We start from the raw sequence: 13,815 nt of genomic DNA, 5'->3' as shown, positions 1-13,815 counted from the left end.
CGTCGGGCCGGTCCTCGGTGATCTAGCGGGCGGCGAGCAGGCCCGAGGCGACGACGACGGTGGCGTTCAGGCCGAGCCAGTCGGCGAGTACACCGGTCACGAGAGCTCCGCCGGCGTAGCCGATGTCGCGCCAGAACCGGTAGGTGCCCAGGGCGTTGGCCCGCCATGCGGGATGGGCGTGGTCGGAGATGGACGCGATGAGGGCCGGGTAGACCATGGCCGTGCCCAGACCGAGGAAGACCGCGGACAAGACGCCCGCGAGCAGCGGACGCTCCAACAGGACGAGGGCGAGGACGAAGCCCACAGACTGGACGAGCATGCCGCAGACGATCAGAGGCTTGCGGCCGATGCGGTCGGCGAAATGGCCGGTGGGGATCTGCCCGAGCCCCCACAGGATCGGGTACAGCCCTTTGATGAGGCCGACCGCGGCCAGTCCCAGGCCGTGGTCGGTGAAGAGCAGAGGGAAGACGCCCCAGGTGAGGCCGCCATCGCCGGCGCCACCGGCGGCATGGCCTCCGGTATCATGGTCGCCGCCACCGACTACCCCGCCCTGGCGCTGACCGGCGGAGCCCTCGCCCTCGTGCCCGCCGTCGCCGCCCCCGCCAACCGCCGATGAACCCCACCAGCCCCGAGACCCCCGCGCCCGGTATCACCGTCGACGGCGCCAAGCCGGGCACCGTCGTCCACGTCATCGCCACCGACCCCGCCGCCCCGCTCGACTGGTGCCACATGGCCGGACACCACTACGTCGGCCCTGTACCGAACGCCGCCGACCTACCTGTGTACGCACTGCGGATCGCTGCCGGTGCCCGCCCTCCCGAGTAGGCGCCCCGTGGCATGCGGATGACACGGAAGGCTGACGGCCAGCCTCACCTCTGCAGCTTGGCCGTGCGTTCGGGATGGGCGGTCCCGACGTAGTGCATGGCGGTCTTCTCGGTAATCCCGAACAGGCGCATCAGCTTCAGCGGATCGCCGCACTCGAGCGCCTCGTTGAGGATTCGGTCCTGGCGCAGGCGATCGTGTCGATCGCTTCGCCCGGCCGACCGCCGAGGACGACGGAGCCAGGATCGCTCCGGAGAGTGCAGCCGGGGTGGTCGCCGACGGCGGTCTGTCCAATCTCGTGCCGATCCGGGGCGAAGGAGATCAGCATTGGCGTCGTTGGCTGGCCAAGAACTTCACGGTAAGCCGGTGGCTCCACTGCGTCCCGAGATGGTGCGCATGACGGAGGACCTCGGTTCGCGTGCCGTCGGCGCCACCCGAAGTGGCACGATGACGGCGACACGCCTTCGGCACCGACCATCTGAGCGGCGTGCCGTGGCCACTCGGAGGCCGGTGCCGAAAGCCGGGCGTCAGGAACCCAGCAGAGGCATCGCTTGGAAGGAGTGGTTCTGCCACAGCTGGCGCGAGGTCTCCTCCGGGTAGGCCACCACCGACGGCTCCGTGTCGAAGATCCGGGTCAGGCGCCCCTCAGAGTCATAGGCGGGCCAGCCCGGGTCGCCCGTGGCGGCGAAGGAAGTCCAGGCAGTGCGGATCTGGGACGTCAGTACGGCGGCTTCGGCGGTGTGCTCGGGGCCGATGGCAACCGGGCCCAGGTGGGCGTCGTAGGTGCCGAACAGCAGCGGGCCGTCCAGTCCGTGGCAGGCGCGCAGGCGCCCGCCCATGCCCGGGGACTGCCATGCCAGCTCGTACAGGTAGGCCTTCCCTCCCCCGGCCGCCTGCGCCTCGGCCAGCTGCTGGGCCGGCATACGGAACAGCCAGTCGGTCTGGACGAGTTCGAACAGGTCCTCGTCGGAGGTGTCGGGGAACGCCTCGCGGTAGATCCGCTCACCGTCGCCGTCGGGGCCGAAGTGGCGCAGTGCCTCAGCCGCCTGTTCCCGGGTGATGTTGCCGAAGAGGTTGCCGAAGAGGAAGAACGTGCGCCACTCGTCGCGGTTGTGCCCGATGATCAGCTCCACGTCCCGTCCCGCACCGCGCGCGAGCCCCTGCCAAGGGGTGACCGGCAGCACCTCGCCGTCGACGACCGGGGAGAAGAGGGTGAGGGTGTGCGACAGCTGGCCCCAGCGGTTCTCGTGCAGCCGCATTTTCTCCTGCAGCGCGTGCCCGATCGCGGGGAGTTTGCGCGGGTCCACGCCGCCCAGGTCCTTGACGGTCGGACGCAGGCCCGCCTCGGCCGCGATGGCCGCTCCGACATCCTGGGCCAAGGCATCGGAGAAGAAGGTCCCCGGCAGGCTCTGCCCGATGGCGCGCCGGAACAGCCCCGTCGCGCTCGGCATGACCATCAGCGAGGCGATGGACCCGGCGCCGGCCGAGTCGCCGAGGATGGTCACGTTGTCCGGGTCGCCGCCGAACGCCGCGATGTTCTCCTGCACCCACTCCAGCGCGGCGACCTGGTCCAGGAATCCCCGGTTGGCGGGAGCGCCCTCGATGGACGCGAAACCCTCGATACCGAGGCGGTAGTTCAGCGAGACGAACACCACCTCGCCGTCGCGGGCGATGTGCTGGGCGTCGTAGCCCGGGCTGCCGGAGAAGCCGTGCTTGTAGGCGCCGCCGTGGATCCACACCATCACCGGTCGGCGGGCGGCCGGGTCCGGGGCGGGCGTCCACACGTTGACCGTCAGCCAGTCGTCGCCGGTACCGCTGAAGAGGCCGTTGTCGCTGCGGCCCCCCATGTTCGCGTCCTGCGGGGCCGGCGGGCCGAACTCGTACGCCTCCCGTACACCGTCCCAAGCGCGCAGGGCACGCGGCGCCTGGAAACGGGCCTTCCCGAGTGGTGGCTGGGCGTAGGGGATGCCTCGGAATACAGCAAGGCCCCCCTCCCTGCGACCGCGCACCCGGCCTGTGGCGGTACGGACCTCGGGCTCGGACGATTCGACTGCGGGCATGGAGCCTCCCTAGCAATTTAAATAAGTTGATTGGTTTAACTCTTGCTCATTTTTTGACAGCTGTCTAGTCTTCACGTCATGCAGGATCGTCAAGACCGTCGGGTGCAGCGCTCCCGCACGGCACTGAAAAACGCCGCGGTCCGCCTGGTGTCCGAGCGCGGCACCACCGCTCTGCCGGTCATCGACCTCTCCGACGCCGCGGACGTCAGTCGGCAGCTGGTGTACATCCAGTTCGGGGACCGTGACGCGCTTCTCGTGGCGGCCGCGGCCGACCTGGTCGAACGGGAGCTCCTGCCGGAGGTCGGGGACGTCAATGCGTCCCATCGCGGACGCCTGCTCGCGATGGCCCGGCACTTCGCCCGGCACCGGCCCTTTTACCGCGCGATGCTCACCGGATCGTGCGCCTTCGCCATGGCCCGAGCCCTGAACAGGCTCTTCGCGTCACTGATCACTGTCGCGGGCCTGCGCGAGGTGTTCGGCGACCTCGACGAGGCCACGGCACAGGACCTGGTGGCGCTGATCACCGGCGGGACCGGCGCGATCGTCAACGACTGGGTGATCGACGCGGACGACCCGCTCGATCCCGAAGAACTGGCGGACCGTCTGCTGCGCGTCTCGACGGTGCTCGCCACCAGCCGCCCCGCTCCCACCCCCGGAGGCCGCCCCCGATGAACCTCAACAGCCACCTCATCCAGCGCATGCTGCACCTGCCCCCGCCCCTGACCAGAGACCTCACCGTCGAACCCGACCGGCGTGTCCCGATGCGCGACGGGGCCGTCCTGCTGGCCGACCGCTGGACCCCGAAGCATCGCGGCGACGGCCTGCCGACCGCGCTCATACGCGTCCCGTACGGCCGAGCGGGCCTGGTCGGCGGCCAGATGGCCCGGCCCCTTGCCGAGCGCGGCTTCCAGGTGATCGTCCAGAGCACTCGCGGCACCTTCGGCTCCGACGGCCCGTGGGATCCGCTGCGCCGCGAGCGTGAGGACGGCCTCGACACCATCGACTGGGTCATCAAACAGCCCTGGTTCGGCGAGTCGATGATCCTCTACGGCCCCAGCTACCTCGGCTTCGTCCAGTGGGCCGTCGCCGACTCCCTGCCACCGCAGGTCAAGGCCATGATCCCGGTGGTCTCCGAGTCCGCCCTCACACTGGAGTTCCTGCGCGCGGACGGCTTCTCCCTGGAGACGCCGTTCGGCTGGGCCGTGCAGGTGGCGGGACAGGAACGGCGCTGGGCGATGCCGCGCGCCGTGCTGGGCGGGAAGAAGCTCCAACGCGCCCTGCGCACGCTGCCGTTGAACCAGGCCGACACCGCCGCCATCGGGCACCGCTACGACTACGTCCAGGACATCCTCGACCACCCCGCCGACGACCCGTTCTGGCAGGGGCTCGACCACCGCCACCGTGTCGCCGACATCCAGGTCCCGGTGAGCAGCATCGCCGGCTGGCACGACATCTTCCTGCCCGGCCAGCTCCGGGACTTCCGCGTGCTGCAGGAGGCCGGACGCACGGCCCGTCTCACGGTCGGCCCCTGGGCCCACACCTCCGTGGGCGTCGGACAGGCCGCCTTCCCCGAGGCCCTCGACTTCGGCCTGGCACTCGCCAAGGGCGGCGAACCGGCCGAACGCGCCCCGGTACGCCTGTTCGTCATGGGCGAGGAGAAGTGGCGCGACTTCCCGTCCTGGCCGCCGCCCGGCTACGAGCCCCGGCGCTTCCACCTCCAGCCGCGCGGAGCCCTTTCCCCCAGCAGCCCGCCGGGGCACCCCCGGACCGCTACCGCTACGACCCGGCCGACCCCACTCCCGCCGTCGGGGGCGTACGCATGGCCTTCGGTGTCAAGTCCGGCCGCGTCGACAACACCGAATTGGAGGCCCGACGCGACGTCCTCACCTACACAACCTCCGTACTGGACAACGACGTCGAGGTCATCGGGGAGATCAGCGCCGAGATCTTCTTCCGCTCCAGCCTGCCGTACGCCGATGTCTTCGTACGCCTCTGCGATGTCGACGTCGACGGCCGCTCGACCAACGTCTGCGACGGCCTGACGAGCATCGCCGGAGCGGACCAGGTCACCCGGGCGATCGTTCGGCTGTGGCCCACCGCCTACCGTTTCCGGCGCGACCACCGCATCCGCGTGCAGATCTCCAGCGGCGCCTTCCCTCGCTTCAACCGCAACCCCGGCACTGGTGAGCCTCGCGGCTCGGCTGCCCAGCTGCGCACTGCCGAGCAGCAGATCTTCCACGACCCCGAACATCCCTCGGCCATCGTTCTGCCCGTGGGATGACGCTCACTCCGCTGCGGGGGCGTGGGCCACATGGTTCGCCGCCACGTACCCGAACACCGCCGATGCGGCGATGCTCGCCCCCGCACCGGGATACTTGCGGCCCATCACCGACGCAGTGCAGTTGCCGGTCGCGTACAGTCCGGCGGTGGGCTCCCCGCCGGTGTCCAGTACTCGCGAGAACTCGTCACAGAGAAGGCCCCCGCTCGTGCCGATGTCCCCGGGGTACAGAGCCACGGCGTAGAACGGCGGCTTGGCGACGGGCCCCAGGCAGGCATTGGGTTTGTGAGTGATGTCGCCGTAGAACCTCTCGTGGTCGCCCTCTCCCCGGTGGAAGTCCTCGTCGACTCCCGTCTCGGCGGACGAGTTGAACCTGTCGACGGTCTTGAGGAGCCCCTCGGCGTCGATCCCGCACTGGCGGGTCAGGTCCTCCAGGCTGTCGCTCCGCTTCATCGCACCGTCGGCGATCCACTGCTTCGGCGTCCGTCCGGGCGGCGCCGTGGCGAAGGGGTAGTGGCCTCGGTGCCAGGAGTCGACGATCAGCCAGGAGGGGATCGCGCCGCCGCTCTCCCGCTCGCGGGCGTACATCTGCTGGCCCGCCTCCTGGTACGAGACCGCCTCGTTGAAGTAGCGGCGGCCCGTCGAGTCGACAATGATCGCCGCCGGTTTGCTGCGCTCGGACGGGCACATGCTGGGGGTGCCGTCCGGCATGATCCACGAGGGCATCCGCCCGGCCTCGTCCAGCAGGTCGGCCGCAGCGCCGTGGGCCATGGCGATGCGTATACCGCGTGAGTGATCCCGCCGAGACGCGGCCCGGCGGGATCACTCATGTATGCCGGCAGTCGCCTGCCGGGGAGTTATGCGCCCGGTTCCGCCGTGCCCGAAGGCACGGGACTCGCACCGACGGCCACCGGGGACCGGCGCGAACGCAAGGCGCGCGTCTTCTCCCCCTCCCCCTGCAGCAGGCCTCCCGCGAACCCGGCCACCGCGCCGGCCAGCAGGCCGGCGACGAAGGTCCACAGCACGCCGCCGACGACCTTTATCTCACTGCCGCCGACCGCGTGACCGGCCATGCTCACGCTCGTGTGGAACGAGGTCTGCACGCCCACCGCCAGCACTCCGAAGACGATGGCGGTGACGATACCGAAGCGTTCGGCCAGGCCGATCTGCCGGGCCAGCGGGCCGCGATAGGGATGCAGGGGACGAGCCTGTGCCGGATCCGTGCCGCGGGCGGCGGCGAAGGCACATGCCAGCAGGAGGAGAGCGGTGACAACCAGAGTCACGACCCACACGGGCACACCGCCCATCGTGAGGTCACCGATGTGCTGGGTGTGGTTGGGCGGCGCTGCGGCGGCCCGCTGTCCACCGGACGTACCGGCGCCGGGCGCGGCGGCTCCGGCAGCGCTCTGCATCTGGTGCGAGGAGGACGTCCAGGTGGATCCCAGCCCCACGCTCAGCGCGGTCACCAGGGCGACCGGTGCCAGCAGCATGGCTCCGCCCGCCGCCTTGTGGTCACCGACGGCCACCGCCCCGGTGACCGTCATCAGCGCCGCGATGACGAGAAGAGGCCGTACGAGCGCTGAGAGGCTCGGCCCCCACGCAGGCCGCAACCCGCCCGCGGTGAAGCCGGCCGGCACCCGGCGGCTGATGAGCAGCCCCACCGCGATCACAGCGACGGCCCACACCAGGGCGCCGACCGCGGTCGTGCCGATCGCGACGTCGTACGACATCGCCGGCTGGGCGGCGCCGCCCGAGGCCCCCAGGGCACTGGCGCCGAACAGCTTCTCCACCAGCTCTCCGAGCTTGCCGCCGAGCGCGCCGGCTCCGCTCTGCGACACCGCCGGCAGCTTGAACGAGCCATGGGCGAGCGAGGCGGCAAGCATCAGGCCGAGCACGGCCGCGCCCGTGGCGCCAAGGGCTCTGGTCATCAACTCCTTTCCGTTGAGCGTCCGTTGGCGCAGCCCCCAGGAGAAGGTCAGCCAGAGGACCACCGCGCCGAGCAGGGTCACGGCGAGCGGTACCACGTCGACAGCGCCGCTCAGCGAGAGGGTCGCCGATCCGCCGCCGGGGACACCGGCGCCCTGCGCAGCCGCTGCCGGTGGCGCAGGCATGGTGTCGGGACCGATGTTCACCGAACCGCCGACAGCCAGGGCGGTCACGGCCATGATCAGTGCCCACAGGGAGTCGACGGACTGCGGATCGAACACGACGAGCGCGATCGCGGCGACCGCAGCCATGGCGACCACCGCGCACACGGCCGCCGCCGCACCTTCGAGTGCGTTGCGCAGGAGACGGGAGGAGACGGGTGGGGACGTTGGGGACGGGGAAACAGACATACGGGGATCACTCCCCTTTCACTTCGGGGGGAAGGGTTGACGCGACCCGACCGGAGGGCGAGCGGCCCACGGGATGGGATGTCCCTCTGATTCAGGTTCAGGTCGCGTCGGTGTCGGCCGGCTCGAGCAGGTCCGCGATCTTGGTCGCGGTCGAGACCACGAGCGGAAAGCCGACGTATGGGGCCAACTGCGGGAGAATCTCGCCGAGTTCGGCCTTGGTAAGGCCGTTGGCGAGCCCACGCAGCTTGTGGAGCCGCAGCTCTTCGGTGCAGCTGAGGGTGACGAGTGCGGCGATGGTGGCGATGCTCCGGTCACGCGGGGAAAGTCCGGGCCCCGGCCAGACCTCCCCGTACGCGAACCCAGCGGTCGTGACCGTCCGCATCGCGCCGCGCGAAGGGCGCTCTGTCGGCGAACTTCCGCGGAATCCTGCCCTCGAACACGTCCGGCGGTTCGATCGCGTGGTCGTCCACGCTGATCATGACGTAGTCATCGATGCTCATTCGAACCCTCCGTCGCGCGCACGGAATCCTGGTCGATCTTGCAGGGCACGAAATAGTAGGCTAGGCGACAATCGCATAGCCGGTCAATTGGCGGGAGAGTATTAGGGAGTGCAGGACTTGACGCTTCCCGACGTCGATCCAGAGCGATTCACGATCCGCCGCCACGACAGACGCGGGTTCGAGCAGGCCTATGTACGCGAGGGCATGGGCGGTGTGCCACTGCTCTGTGTCCACGGACGGCCGGAGACAAAACGCATCTGGTGGCGGGTGATCGAGCCACTGGCCGCGGCCGGTTTCGAGGTGATCGTGCCCGACCTGCGGGGCTTCGGCGACGGCGGCCTCGCTCCCGACGGCCGGTACGGCGTCGCCGCGCACACTGCCGATCTGTACGACCTCGTCGTGAAAGGGCTCGGACACGAGCGGGTCGCGATCTGCGCCGGCGACCTGCGCGGCCCGATCGCCCAGGATCTGGCACTGCGTTTTCCCGGCCTGGTCGAGCGGATGGTGCTGTTCAACTGCCCGTTGCCGTACGACCGGGAGACCATGCGGCGGCTACGGACATGTTCGCCCAGCGAGGCGCGCGACTATTGCGTGCGCCAGGGAACGGACGCCGACGGCCTGGCCGCCGAACTCAACACCCCGGAGAGACGCAGCAGTTACATCGCGACCTTCTACACATCACGTTTCTGGGCCCACCCCGGCGCCTTCATCGACTCGGTCACCGGGCGCGTGGGCGCCTCGCCCACGGTCGACTTCCACACCGCCCCGTTCGCGGACGCAGCCGGGTTCCCGGCGAGCCTCGGACCGTACGGGGACGTGTTCGCACCGACGGCCCACGGACAACGGACGGTGGCGGTTGCGACCATGTGATCGCGCCGGACTTCGACCGGATGGCCACCCTGGTGTTTCCGCGCCACCTCGGCCCGTTCCTGATCCGCGACTGCGGGCACTTCGTGCCGTGGGAGGCCCCGCACGCCCTGGTCTCGGCCGCACGGCTGCTCTGCCGAGACCTGCTCGGAGGGTGAGTCAACGGGGCCGGTGGCGCAGGCCAGGTTCGTGCGCGGCTATTCGGACTTGGCGTCCTCGCGCTCGAACGTGAGGGCGACGTTGTCCAACCCCTCCAGGAGGCCCTTGATGACGTCGGAATCGACGTCGGAGAGCCCGTACTCGATCGCCGCGAGCTCGGCGTGTGCGCGCCGGTAGAGGTTGTGTCCATCTCGCGTGGCGACCGCCAGGATGCGGCGCCGGTCGTTCGGGTCGGCACGCCGTTCGATCAGGCCGCCCCGCACGAGGCGGTCGATGGTGGCCGTCATGGTGGTCGAATGAACCGAGGCCCGCGCCGCGATCTCGGAGAGCTGCACGCCGTCGGGCTCCGGGCACACGATCGACAACACCTGGTACTTGGCGTGCGAGGTCCCCAGTTCGCTGAGCACACTGTCAAGTTCGCGCAGCAGCAGGTCGCGCACGCGCAGGAGCAGGCCTGCGACGATCAGCCGTTCCGTACCGGCGGAGTCGAGGTCGTACACCTGCCCCAACGCATCGGCGATCCGCGCGCTCGTGGCCGAGCGGCCGGTGGTCGCGGCGTCCGTTCCACGAGCGGCCTTGCGGGTCCCGCGGTTGTCGCCGCTTGCCATGGAGCCTTGTCCCTCCGACGTTCGGACCTTGGATACTTCGCTAGCCTAGCGTCTGCGCCCGAGGTCACGCCGACCGAGCGCTCTCCAGCCTCGCTTCGATGAGCTCGGCGACTACCGCACAGGGGTGTGTGCGAGGGAGCACCAGCCGCAGCTCCGGGAAGTCCGTGATCAGTACCGGCAGCATGTCCGACCGCCCCTCGGCCGTGACCGCGACGTCGACGCGGTCGTAGTCCCCTCCATGACGAACCACGGTGAGCAGTGCCGCGGTAGTCCAGCTCTCCGCGCCGGCCCGCACGAGGACCACGGTGTGCCGACGCGAGTGCGGACGCACGAACACGCTCTGCACGAAGGAGACGGCGGAGCACCCCTCGGGCACGTCGACCAGGAACACCTCGGGGTCGAAGGCGTGTGCCTCAACGGCGCGTCGCATCGCGTCGAGACGGGCGGCATCCTCGTCGACAACCAGGGAGAACCGCCTCCCTGAGCCCCAATGCACCATGGATCTCCTCAATCTCGTTCACCGCGCGATTCCGATACCGCCGTACGGCAGAGCTCCAGGAGCTGAGCACCCTGGGCTCCAGCCACCGTCTCGGGTACGCCGACGTGTGGTTCGGTGATCACGATGCCGTCGACCGACAGGCGCCGACCGCCCAGAGCCAAGTCCCCGCCCGTCACCAACGACCAGCGCCAGTCGCGGAGTCGGTGGGAGGGAATCACCTCACCGGGCGCAAGCCGGGTGCCGAGCGCGACACCACGCTCCGCGTCGTCGATCGAGCCGAGATCCCAGCGTCCGCCCTTGACCAGGCTGCCCTTGAAGAGCCCGGGCGTCCCTTCGATCCGCGTCGTCTGGTTTCCCTCGTTCCGCTCCGAACCCGGAGGCCGGGCGCCGAAATTGAAGGCACCGGCCGGGCCGTATGTGTAGATGCCGGGGCGGTACATGAGCCGGCCGGGACCGACCAGGGTTGGGTGGTCGTGGTACTCACGTGCGTAGCCACCCCCCTTCGTGTTCCGAGAGAAGATCTCCAGCAACTGGCAACCCCGGGGTCCGATCACCAAGGGTCCGTATTCGACGAACGGCGCAGTGACGAGGACGTCTCCCGGCCTCATCAGCCAGTCGCCGACGAGCGCCGAACCATCGAGCGGCGTAATGAACATCTAGTCGTCGTGCCGGTACAGCGGCCAGATCTGGTTGACGGGCATCCTCATGTCGGGGATGCACATCCGGAAGGCATCGTCGCCTGCACCCAGGTACCACAGGTCCTGCCACACCAGCCCACCGACGACCTCCGACAGCACCACATCGTCGGGCCCGTTGGCTCCGCCCGGCTCCAGGCGGGTCAGGGTGACACCCGACACCAGCCACTCCCCGTGCGCCACCGGAAGTACCCGTGTGGTCTCGTCGGCCGAGCTACCCATGCTCCTACTCACCCCTCGACGATCATGTCACCCCTGCAATACATTACGCCGCATTCCGACTATAGGTATACAGATTAGTTACCGTCAACGCACATCAACCGCTCTTCGCGCCCGCACCGCAGAGCAAGCCCACACTCGGCCGCCGACCGCCCATCCGGTCTGTGCTTCTAGTCACACAACGATCACCTTCTGCCACTTACTAGGACGTCCTAGTATCTGGCTCGTCAGCTCTCCTGACCGTTGTGGGTCGGCGGCCGGTACCGCCGCGATGTCTGACCACGACCACCGATCGGATAGGACTTCACATGGACTCCATCGCCCGTCTCGGCGTCGTCGGTTGTGGGCTCATGGGCTCCGGCATCGCCGAAGTAGCCGCCCGACGCGGCCTCGACGTCCGGGTCGCCGAAGCCACCCCCGACGCGGCGGCGACAGGCCGGCGACGCCTCACCGCCTCGCTCGATCGAGGCGTGCGGCGTGGCAAGCTCAGCGAGGAGGAGCGGGACCAGACCCTCGCCCGGCTCTCGTTCACCCACGATCTGAGCGATCTGGCCGACCGTCAGTTCGTCGTCGAGGCGGTCGCCGAGAACCGCGACATCAAGACCGACGTCCTGCGCGCCCTGGACAAGGCGGTGGAGGACCCGGCGGCAGTCCTGGCCACCAACACATCCTCCATCCCTGTCGTCGATCTCGCCGTTGCCACCGAACGGCCCGGCCAGGTCGTCGGCATGCACTTCTTCAACCCCGTGCCCGTGCAGCAACTCGTGGAGGTCATCCCCGCCCTCACCACAAACCAGGACACGCTGCAACGCACCCGCGCCTTCGCCGAACAGCTCGGCAAGCAGGCCGTCCAAGCGCCCGACCGCTCCGGCTTCGTCGTCAACGCCCTGCTCGTGCCCTACCTGCTCAGCGCGGTACGGATGGTCGAGTCGGGCGCCGCCCGCCCCGAGGACATCGACCAGGGCATGGAACTCGGTTGCGCCCATCCCATGGGACCGCTGCGTCTGCTCGACCTGATCGGCCTCGATACCGCGCAGGCGGTGGCCGAGTCCATGTACGAGGAGTTCAAGGAACCGCTGTACGCGCCGCCCGCGCTGCTGCGTCGCATGGTCGCCGCCGGCCACCTCGGCCGAAAGAGCGGCCGAGGCTTCTACCCCTACGACGGCTCGTAGTCGTACGCGTAACTCACCGCACCCTTCGGAAGAGCGCGGCCAGCGCCTGTCCCCCGCCGATGCACATCGTGACGACGCCGAGTTCGAGGTCCCTGCGGACCAGGTCCTTGGCCACCCGGAGGGACAGGATCGCGCCGGTCGCGCCCACTGGGTGGCCCAGGGCGATGGCACCGCCGTACGGATTGGTCCGCTCGGGGTTCAGCCCGGCATCGCGGACGACTGCCACCGCCTGGGAGGCGAACGCCTCGTTGAGTTCGACCGTGTCGATGTCCCGGGGCGTCGTACCGGTCTGCGCGAACAGCTTCTGCAGGGCCAACACCGGCGCATATCCCATGAGTTCGGGCTCCATCGCAGCGGTCGCCACCGCCTCCAGCGACACCAGGCCGGTCAGCCCGCGCTCCCTGGCCACCGACTCCCGCGCCAATACCACCGCGGCGCCTCCGTCGTTGATGCCCGAGGCGTTGCCCGCCGTGACGGTGCCGTTCTTGGCGAACGCGGGACGCAGCCCGGCCAACGCCTCCATGGTGGTCCCGGGCTTGGGGTGCTCGTCCTCGCGGACCGTGAACGGCTTCCGGCCGCCCACCTCCACCGCCACGATCTCCTCGGCGAACGCCGCCCGTGCCGCGTCAGTCGCCGCACGCCGCTGGGACTCCATGGCGAACTCGTCCTGCTGCTCGCGCGAGACGCCGTACTTCTCGGCCACGTTCTCCGCCGTGAGACCCATGTGGACACCTTGGAACGGGTCGGTCAGCATCATGACCGTACCGTCCACCAGTGCGCGATCGCCCAGTTTGTAGCCCGTGCGCGCCCCGAAGTCGTAGAACGGCATCCGGGTCATCGACTCGTTCCCGCCGGCGAGGGCGAAGTCCAGGCCGGCCCAGCGCATCTGCATCGCCGCGGACCAGATCGCTTGCAGGCCACTGCCGCAGAGCCGGTTCACCGTGTATGCGGGCACGTTCTTCGGCAGTCCGGCGGTGATCGCGACCCGGCGAGCGTTGTAGGCGTCCGGTCCGACCTGGCCGATGCAGCCCATCACGACCTCGCCGATGTCCTCCGCGGCGACGCCTGCGCGTTTCAGTGCCTCCTGCGAGGCGGTCGCGCCGAGTTCGAAGCCGGGTACGTCCTTGAACACCCCGCCGAAGCTTCCGACCGGGGTCCTGGCCCCGTCGAGGACGACGATCTTCTCGGGCTCTGCCATGTGTGCATCCCATCTCGCGCCCCGTGCGGAGCGTCCCGCCACGGGGGTTGCCGGTCCCGTCCGAGCATCACCGATACTAGGGCGACCTACTATCTGCTCACCATGCGATGGACGTCACATGGGGGAGCGACATCGAGCCCAGACGCTCGATCTGCAGCCGTAGCGTCCAGGGTGCCGGGTCGGCACGGGCCCGCAGTGCTTGCTGCGTGCCCGGCCGGGCGGTCGACAGATCAACGCCAGGACATCCACCGGGTCAGCCATAAGTAAGAGTCAGGCCGATACGGCCGGGACCACCCGATCCTTGCGTGATCCGGTAAATCGGGCAGCCCCAGGTCGCGGCCGCATCCTGGACGGCTGTCTCCGAGACCGCGTCCCGCGGGTCGTGGTGGCGCAAGGCCGTCG

At 69.5% G+C, this 13,815-nt stretch carries 16 protein-coding genes and 1 pseudogene; 7 read left to right on the top strand and 10 right to left on the bottom strand.

The annotated features are described in order from the left end of the window. Window positions 1–22: 22 nt before the first annotated feature. Window positions 23–433 (bottom strand): MFS transporter, encoded by a 411-nt coding sequence (locus tag ACIQTP_RS18540; RefSeq protein WP_403401053.1) that lies wholly within the window; start codon window positions 431–433, stop codon window positions 23–25. Here ACIQTP_RS18540 and ACIQTP_RS18535 point away from each other — a divergent pair. Both ACIQTP_RS18535 and ACIQTP_RS18530 read left to right on the top strand, forming a co-directional pair. After that, the gene (locus tag ACIQTP_RS18535) at window positions 362–616 is read left to right on the top strand and encodes a hypothetical protein (RefSeq protein WP_403400997.1); all 255 of its coding nucleotides are present in this window, start codon (window positions 362–364) and stop codon (window positions 614–616) included. The two genes, ACIQTP_RS18540 and ACIQTP_RS18535, sit on opposite strands and share 72 nt — an antisense overlap. Continuing rightward, window positions 613–825: a sulfurtransferase TusA family protein gene (locus ACIQTP_RS18530; RefSeq protein WP_403400995.1), complete on the top strand. Its 213-nt coding sequence runs from the start codon at window positions 613–615 to the stop codon at window positions 823–825. Before ACIQTP_RS18535 ends, ACIQTP_RS18530 begins: the two co-directional genes overlap by 4 nt. A gap of 524 nt (window positions 826–1,349) precedes the next feature. On the opposite strand, the gene ACIQTP_RS18525 is transcribed toward ACIQTP_RS18530, so the two are convergent. Further along, window positions 1,350–2,882 (bottom strand): carboxylesterase/lipase family protein, encoded by a 1,533-nt coding sequence (locus tag ACIQTP_RS18525; RefSeq protein WP_403400993.1) that lies wholly within the window; start codon window positions 2,880–2,882, stop codon window positions 1,350–1,352. A gap of 78 nt (window positions 2,883–2,960) precedes the next feature. Between ACIQTP_RS18525 and ACIQTP_RS18520 the strand changes: the two genes are divergently transcribed. After that, complete coding sequence (locus tag ACIQTP_RS18520) at window positions 2,961–3,554, top strand: TetR family transcriptional regulator (protein ID WP_391058149.1); 594 nt, start codon at window positions 2,961–2,963, stop codon at window positions 3,552–3,554. Further along, window positions 3,551–5,163, top strand: a pseudogene (locus ACIQTP_RS18515) (CocE/NonD family hydrolase). The gene ACIQTP_RS18520 and the pseudogene ACIQTP_RS18515 overlap by 4 nt, the downstream one beginning before the upstream one ends. Window positions 5,164–5,166: 3 nt before the next feature. Here ACIQTP_RS18515 and ACIQTP_RS18510 read toward each other — a convergent pair. The 3 genes from ACIQTP_RS18510 to ACIQTP_RS18500 form a co-directional block, all read right to left on the bottom strand. Beyond that, entirely contained in the window at window positions 5,167–5,937 is a 771-nt protein-coding gene (locus tag ACIQTP_RS18510; RefSeq protein ID WP_391059122.1) for an FAD-binding protein, read from the bottom strand. Window positions 5,938–6,017: 80 nt separating this feature from the next. After that, on the bottom strand, window positions 6,018–7,496 hold the full coding sequence (locus tag ACIQTP_RS18505; RefSeq protein ID WP_391058147.1) for a streptophobe family protein: 1,479 nt from the start codon (window positions 7,494–7,496) through the stop codon (window positions 6,018–6,020). A 97-nt stretch (window positions 7,497–7,593) separates the two neighbouring features. After that, a complete protein-coding gene (locus ACIQTP_RS18500) occupies window positions 7,594–7,878 on the bottom strand; it encodes a carboxymuconolactone decarboxylase family protein (RefSeq protein WP_391058144.1) in 285 nt (94 codons plus the stop codon). A gap of 235 nt (window positions 7,879–8,113) precedes the next feature. Between ACIQTP_RS18500 and ACIQTP_RS18495 the strand changes: the two genes are divergently transcribed. Both ACIQTP_RS18495 and ACIQTP_RS18490 read left to right on the top strand, forming a co-directional pair. Then, entirely contained in the window at window positions 8,114–8,866 is a 753-nt protein-coding gene (locus ACIQTP_RS18495) for an alpha/beta fold hydrolase (RefSeq protein WP_391058142.1), read from the top strand. Continuing rightward, window positions 8,863–9,021 carry a hypothetical protein gene (locus ACIQTP_RS18490; protein WP_391058139.1) on the top strand — a complete coding sequence of 53 codons (159 nt, stop codon included), beginning with the start codon at window positions 8,863–8,865 and terminating at the stop codon, window positions 9,019–9,021. The genes ACIQTP_RS18495 and ACIQTP_RS18490 overlap by 4 nt, the downstream gene beginning before the upstream one ends. Before the next feature lie 39 nt (window positions 9,022–9,060). Here ACIQTP_RS18490 and ACIQTP_RS18485 read toward each other — a convergent pair whose 3' ends face one another. The 4 genes from ACIQTP_RS18485 to ACIQTP_RS18470 all read right to left on the bottom strand — a co-directional run bounded on the left by ACIQTP_RS18485 (window position 9,061) and on the right by ACIQTP_RS18470 (window position 11,046). Further along, a complete protein-coding gene (locus ACIQTP_RS18485) occupies window positions 9,061–9,630 on the bottom strand; it encodes a MarR family transcriptional regulator (protein WP_390931152.1) in 570 nt (189 codons plus the stop codon). A gap of 64 nt (window positions 9,631–9,694) precedes the next feature. Beyond that, entirely contained in the window at window positions 9,695–10,129 is a 435-nt protein-coding gene (locus ACIQTP_RS18480; protein ID WP_391058137.1) for a hypothetical protein, read from the bottom strand. Window positions 10,130–10,137: 8 nt separating this feature from the next. Further along, window positions 10,138–10,785 carry a hypothetical protein gene (locus tag ACIQTP_RS18475; protein WP_391058135.1) on the bottom strand — a complete coding sequence of 216 codons (648 nt, stop codon included), beginning with the start codon at window positions 10,783–10,785 and terminating at the stop codon, window positions 10,138–10,140. After that, window positions 10,786–11,046 carry a hypothetical protein gene (locus ACIQTP_RS18470; RefSeq protein WP_391058132.1) on the bottom strand — a complete coding sequence of 87 codons (261 nt, stop codon included), beginning with the start codon at window positions 11,044–11,046 and terminating at the stop codon, window positions 10,786–10,788. It abuts the gene before it with no gap. A 305-nt stretch (window positions 11,047–11,351) separates the two neighbouring features. Between ACIQTP_RS18470 and ACIQTP_RS18465 the strand changes: the two genes are divergently transcribed. Next, a complete protein-coding gene (locus tag ACIQTP_RS18465) occupies window positions 11,352–12,215 on the top strand; it encodes a 3-hydroxybutyryl-CoA dehydrogenase (RefSeq protein ID WP_390931145.1) in 864 nt (287 codons plus the stop codon). Window positions 12,216–12,228: 13 nt separating this feature from the next. Here ACIQTP_RS18465 and ACIQTP_RS18460 read toward each other — a convergent pair whose 3' ends face one another. After that, a complete protein-coding gene (locus tag ACIQTP_RS18460) occupies window positions 12,229–13,413 on the bottom strand; it encodes an acetyl-CoA C-acyltransferase (protein ID WP_391058130.1) in 1,185 nt (394 codons plus the stop codon). Window positions 13,414–13,815 lie beyond the last annotated feature (402 nt).

It is taken from the genome of Streptomyces sp. NPDC090798, assembly GCF_044768965.1.
In the GTDB taxonomy this organism is placed as follows: domain Bacteria; phylum Actinomycetota; class Actinomycetes; order Streptomycetales; family Streptomycetaceae; genus Streptomyces.
The sequence above is the reverse complement of the archived record's forward strand: the minus strand, read 5'-3'. Positions and strand labels throughout refer to the sequence as shown.

Coding starts and splice junctions, on each gene's coding strand:
- ACIQTP_RS18500 (WP_391058144.1), bottom strand. CDS start 7,878: ATGCGGACGGTCACGACCGCTGGGTTCGCGTACGGGGAGGTCTGGCCG.
- ACIQTP_RS18470 (WP_391058132.1), bottom strand. CDS start 11,046: ATGGGTAGCTCGGCCGACGAGACCACACGGGTACTTCCGGTGGCGCAC.
- ACIQTP_RS18505 (WP_391058147.1), bottom strand. CDS start 7,496: ATGTCTGTTTCCCCGTCCCCAACGTCCCCACCCGTCTCCTCCCGTCTC.
- ACIQTP_RS18525 (WP_403400993.1), bottom strand. CDS start 2,882: ATGCCCGCAGTCGAATCGTCCGAGCCCGAGGTCCGTACCGCCACAGGC.
- ACIQTP_RS18530 (WP_403400995.1), top strand. CDS start 613: ATGAACCCCACCAGCCCCGAGACCCCCGCGCCCGGTATCACCGTCGAC.
- ACIQTP_RS18480 (WP_391058137.1), bottom strand. CDS start 10,129: ATGGTGCATTGGGGCTCAGGGAGGCGGTTCTCCCTGGTTGTCGACGAG.
- ACIQTP_RS18535 (WP_403400997.1), top strand. CDS start 362: ATGGCCGGTGGGGATCTGCCCGAGCCCCCACAGGATCGGGTACAGCCC.
- ACIQTP_RS18485 (WP_390931152.1), bottom strand. CDS start 9,630: ATGGCAAGCGGCGACAACCGCGGGACCCGCAAGGCCGCTCGTGGAACG.
- ACIQTP_RS18520 (WP_391058149.1), top strand. CDS start 2,961: ATGCAGGATCGTCAAGACCGTCGGGTGCAGCGCTCCCGCACGGCACTG.
- ACIQTP_RS18475 (WP_391058135.1), bottom strand. CDS start 10,785: ATGTTCATTACGCCGCTCGATGGTTCGGCGCTCGTCGGCGACTGGCTG.
- ACIQTP_RS18465 (WP_390931145.1), top strand. CDS start 11,352: ATGGACTCCATCGCCCGTCTCGGCGTCGTCGGTTGTGGGCTCATGGGC.
- ACIQTP_RS18460 (WP_391058130.1), bottom strand. CDS start 13,413: ATGGCAGAGCCCGAGAAGATCGTCGTCCTCGACGGGGCCAGGACCCCG.